Origin of the sequence: Actinosynnema sp. NPDC023658 (assembly GCF_040639995.1) — a bacterium.
Lineage (GTDB): Bacteria > Actinomycetota > Actinomycetes > Mycobacteriales > Pseudonocardiaceae > Actinosynnema.
In genome coordinates, this window is the sequence record NZ_JBFAAX010000459.1 from 1 (window position 1) to 4,666 (window position 4,666).

Genomic DNA, 4,666 nt, shown 5'->3' on the forward strand with positions numbered 1-4,666 from the left:
GACCCGCGCCCCGCCGCCGACCGCGCGCGCCTCCGAGACCCCTTCCAACGCGCTGATCAGCGTGAACGCCTCCCCCACCCGGTCCAGTTCGATCACCACGCCGCCGGGGCGGGTCGCGCCGAGCGCCACCTCCCGCGCGCCGGGCAGGTCGTTGCCGTGGTGGTCGGTCAGCACGACCGCCGCCCCCGACGACACGACCAGCTCACCGAGCACCGCGCTCGCGGCGGTGTCCAGGCCGGACCACGGCTCGTCCAGCACCAGCAGGTCGGTCGCGTGCAGCGCCTGGACCAGCGCGACCTTCTGCGCGTTGCCCTTGGACAGGGTGGCCATCGGCGCGGACGGGTCACCGACGAAGCCCAGCGCCTCGACCAGGTCCCACCGCACCGGCACGCCGCGCACGGCGGCGAGGTGGCCCAGGTAGTCGCGGGCGGACAGCTTCACCCCGGTCGGGAACCGCTCGGGGGCGTACCCGACGGACGCGCCGCGGCTCACCCGTCCGCTGGTCGGCGCGGTCACGCCAGCCGCGATGCGCAGGAGGGTCGACTTGCCGGTGCCGTTGCCGCCGCGCAGCACGACCACCTCACCCGGTTCCACGCTCAGCGAGACGTCGCGCAGCACCCACGGGCCGCGGCCGTAGCGCTTGCCGATTCGATCAAGACGCACCACGGGTGTGATGATGCCCGGATCAAGGTAGGACCGGGTTGAAGCGGAATACAGGACACGCGTACTGTTTGGGGTGAGAGGGCATCGCACCCGCGGGTGCGGGAGACTCGGCAGAAGTTCCCCAACCGACTTTGCGCGTCACCAGATGGAGTTTGAGGTGACTGCCAGTATATACAGCTTCGGCGCCCGCGGCACGCTCACCGTCGGCGACGCCTCGTACGAGGTGTACCGGCTGAGCGCGGTCGAAGGCGCCCAGCGCCTGCCGTACAGCTTGAAGATCCTGCTGGAGAACCTGCTGCGGACCGAGGACGGCGCGAACATCACCGCCGACCACGTGCGCGCGCTGGGCAGCTGGGACCCGTCGGCCGAGCCGGACACCGAGATCCAGTTCACCCCCGCCCGCGTGGTGATGCAGGACTTCACCGGCGTGCCGTGCGTGGTCGACCTGGCCACCATGCGCGAGGCGGTGACCCAGCTGGGCGGCGACCCGTCGAAGGTCAACCCGCTGGCGCCCGCCGAGCTGGTCATCGACCACTCGGTGATCGCGGACATCTTCGGCCGGCCGGACGCGTTCGAGCTGAACGTGGACCTGGAGTACCAGCGCAACAGGGAGCGCTACCAGTTCCTGCGGTGGGGCCAGACCGCGTTCGACGAGTTCAAGGTCGTCCCGCCGGGCACCGGCATCGTGCACCAGGTGAACATCGAGCACCTGGCCCGCGTGGTGATGGTCCGCAACGGCCAGGCGTACCCGGACACGCTGGTCGGCACCGACAGCCACACCACCATGGTGAACGGCATCGGCGTGCTCGGCTGGGGCGTCGGCGGCATCGAGGCCGAGGCGGCCATGCTCGGCCAGCCGGTGTCCATGCTGATCCCGCGCGTGGTCGGCTTCAAGCTGCACGGCGAGCTGCCCCCCGGCGCGACCGCGACCGACCTGGTGCTCACGATCACCGAGATGCTGCGCAAGCACGGCGTGGTCGGCAAGTTCGTCGAGTTCTACGGCTCGGGCGTCGGCGCGGTGCCGCTGGCCAACCGCGCCACCATCGGCAACATGAGCCCCGAGTTCGGCTCCACCTGCGCGATCTTCCCGATCGACGGCGAGACCATCGACTACCTGAAGCTGACCGGCCGTTCCGCCGAGCAGCTGGCGCTGGTCGAGGCCTACGCCAAGGAGCAGGGCCTGTGGCACGACCCGGCCACCGAGCCGGTGTACTCCGAGACGCTGGAGCTGGACCTGTCGACGATCGTGCCGTCGATCGCCGGCCCCAAGCGCCCGCAGGACCGCATCGAGCTGACCGCCGCGAAGGAGGCGTTCCGGCAGGCGCTGGGCTCCTACGTGGCGAACACCGAGCCGACGTCCGAGTCGAACGTGGACGAGGCCGTCGAGGAGACGTTCCCGGCCAGCGACCCGATCTCGCCCGCCAACGGCGACAACGGCGGCGCACCGCGCGTGGTCCACACCGCCGCCGAGGGCGCCGAGGGCCGTCCGTCCAACCCGGTGAAGGTGAGCCTCGACGGGGCGGAGTTCGAGCTGGACCACGGCGCGGTCGCGATCGCCGCGATCACGTCGTGCACGAACACGTCCAACCCGTCGGTGATGCTCGGCGCGGCGCTGCTGGCGAAGAAGGCCGTGGAGAAGGGCCTGGAGCGCAAGCCGTGGGTCAAGACCACCCTGGCGCCCGGCTCCAAGGTCGTCATGGACTACTACGAGCGCGCCGGGCTGCTGCCGTACCTGGAGAAGCTGGGCTTCCACCTGGTCGGCTACGGCTGCACCACGTGCATCGGCAACTCGGGCCCGTTGCAGGACGAGATCTCCGCGGCCATCAACCAGGGCGACCTGGCGGCGGTGTCGGTGCTGTCGGGCAACCGGAACTTCGAGGGCCGGATCAACCCGGACATCAAGATGAACTACCTCGCGTCCCCGCCGCTGGTGGTGGCGTACGCGCTGGCCGGTTCGATGGACAAGGACATCACCACCGAGCCGCTGGGCATGGACCAGAACGGCGAGCCGGTGTACCTGGCCGACATCTGGCCGTCGCCGCAGGAGATCTCCGAGGTCGTCGCGTCGTCGATCTCGCCGGAGGGCTTCACCAAGGGCTACGCCGACGTGTTCGCCGGTGACGAGCGCTGGCAGTCGCTGCCCACGCCGTCGGGCAAGACGTTCGAGTGGGACGCGCAGTCGACCTACGTCCGCAAGCCCCCGTACTTCGAGGGCATGCAGATGGACCCGACCCCGGTGACGGAGATCAGCGGTGCGCGCGTGCTCGCGCTGCTGGGCGACTCGGTCACCACCGACCACATCTCGCCGGCCGGTGCGATCAAGGCCGACTCGCCCGCGGGCAAGTACCTGACCGAGCACGGCGTCGAGCGCAAGGACTTCAACTCCTACGGTTCCCGCCGCGGCAACCACGAGGTGATGATCCGGGGCACGTTCGCCAACATCCGGCTGCGCAACCTGCTGCTCGCGGACGAGAACAGCGGACAGGGCGTGCAGGGCGGGTTCACCCGCAACTTCCTGGAGGACGGGGCGCCGCAGACCACCATCTACGACGCCTCGGTCGCCTACGCGGAGGCCGGCGTGCCGCTGGTCGTGCTGGCGGGCAAGGAGTACGGCTCGGGCTCGTCGCGCGACTGGGCCGCGAAGGGCACCTCGCTGCTGGGCGTGCGGGCGGTCATCGCGGAGTCGTTCGAGCGCATCCACCGGTCGAACCTGATCGGCATGGGCGTCCTGCCGCTGCAGTTCCCCGAGGGCAAGTCCACGGCGGAGTTCGGCCTGGACGGCACGGAGACCTTCGACTTCACCGGCATCACCGCGCTGAACGACGGCGACGTGCCGCGCACGGTGCACGTGGTGGCCACGAAGGCCGACGGCTCGACGGTGGAGTTCGACGCGGTGGTCCGCATCGACACCCCGGGTGAGGCCGACTACTACCGCAACGGCGGCATCATGCAGTACGTGCTGCGCAAGATGGTCCGCGGCTAGTCGTCAAGCCCGACAGGGGCCGTCCACCTCCGGGTGGGCGGCCCCTCGCCGTGTCACGGGTCCGGCAGGTCGAGTTCGGCGCCGACGGTCGTGAAGGCGTCGTAGGCGTCGCGGCCGAAGAGGACGAAGCGCACGGTGGTGATGGTGGGGACGTCGGTCGACGCCACGGTGGTGAGGGCGATCCGGGCGGCGGAGTCGACCGGCCAGCCGTAGACGCCGGTCGAGATCGCGGGGAACGCGACGGTCGACGCGCCGAGCTCGGCGGCGACGCGCAGCGAGTTGCGGTGGCAGTCCGCGAGCAGGGATTGCTGATCGGCGCCTTCAACGCGGACGCGGACACGCTCAACGGGTGGTAGGCGTACCGACCGGCGTGCAGCAGCTGGAGGGCGATCTTGCCGTCGTGCTCGTGCACCGCCTGGGTGATCACCCGGTGATCGCGCGCTTCTCGGTGGGTGGTGAGCTTGGACGAGAAGGGGTAGAGCCAGCCCGCCCGGTTGGGGGAGAAGCCGCCGGTGACGATGAGGCCGACGCCGCCGCGTGCCCGTTCCGCGAAGTAGGCGGCGAGCACGTCGAAGTCCTTGGCGCGGTCCTCGTTGCCGGTGTGCATCGAGCCCATGAGGACCCGGTTGCGCAGGGTCGTGAAGCCCAGGTCCAGGGGCTTGAGCAGGGTGGGGTAGCCGGTCATCGCCGGTGGTCCTCTCGCATCGCGGCCAGCACCTCATCGCACCACTCGACCAGCGCCCGCTCGGCCCGGATGCCGCCGCGCAGGACCAGGTACTGGTGCAGCCGCCGACCGGACAGGGCCGACGGGTCGGGGAAGTCCTTCTTCTCGATGGCCAGGTAGACGTCGAGGCGCTCGGAGTGCAGGTCCCGGTGCCGGGCGACCTCGTCGACCAGCGCCGCCGGGTCGCCGGACGACGCGCCGCGGACCTTGACCGACAGCTCGTGCCGGATGGTCTCCGGCTCGCCGGGCGCGGCCAGCCAGCGGGCGAGCTCCTCGCGGCCCGCCGGAGCGACGTC

Annotated in this window: 2 protein-coding genes and 3 pseudogenes; 1 reads left to right on the forward strand and 4 read right to left on the reverse strand. The window is 70.7% G+C overall.

Going from position 1 to position 4,666, the window contains the following annotated elements; translation table 11 throughout:
• On the reverse strand, window positions 1–663 hold a 663-nt coding region (locus tag AB0G02_RS28870; RefSeq protein ID WP_360799894.1), incomplete at its 3' end, for an ATP-binding cassette domain-containing protein.
• A gap of 157 nt (window positions 664–820) precedes the next feature.
• On the opposite strand from AB0G02_RS28870, the gene AB0G02_RS28875 reads away from it, so the two are divergent.
• Complete coding sequence (locus AB0G02_RS28875; RefSeq protein ID WP_360799898.1) at window positions 821–3,646, forward strand: aconitate hydratase; 2,826 nt, start codon at window positions 821–823, stop codon at window positions 3,644–3,646.
• Window positions 3,647–3,699: 53 nt separating this feature from the next.
• Here the strand turns inward: AB0G02_RS28875 and AB0G02_RS28880 are convergent.
• The 3 pseudogenes from AB0G02_RS28880 to AB0G02_RS28890 all read right to left on the reverse strand — a co-directional run.
• Window positions 3,700–3,960, reverse strand: a pseudogene (locus AB0G02_RS28880) (macro domain-containing protein); the annotation flags it as partial.
• Window positions 3,948–4,331: pseudogene (locus AB0G02_RS28885) on the reverse strand (NADPH-dependent 2,4-dienoyl-CoA reductase); the annotation flags it as partial. The pseudogenes AB0G02_RS28885 and AB0G02_RS28880, both read right to left, overlap by 13 nt.
• Window positions 4,328–4,666, reverse strand: a pseudogene (locus AB0G02_RS28890) (PadR family transcriptional regulator); the annotation flags it as partial. The pseudogenes AB0G02_RS28890 and AB0G02_RS28885, both read right to left, overlap by 4 nt.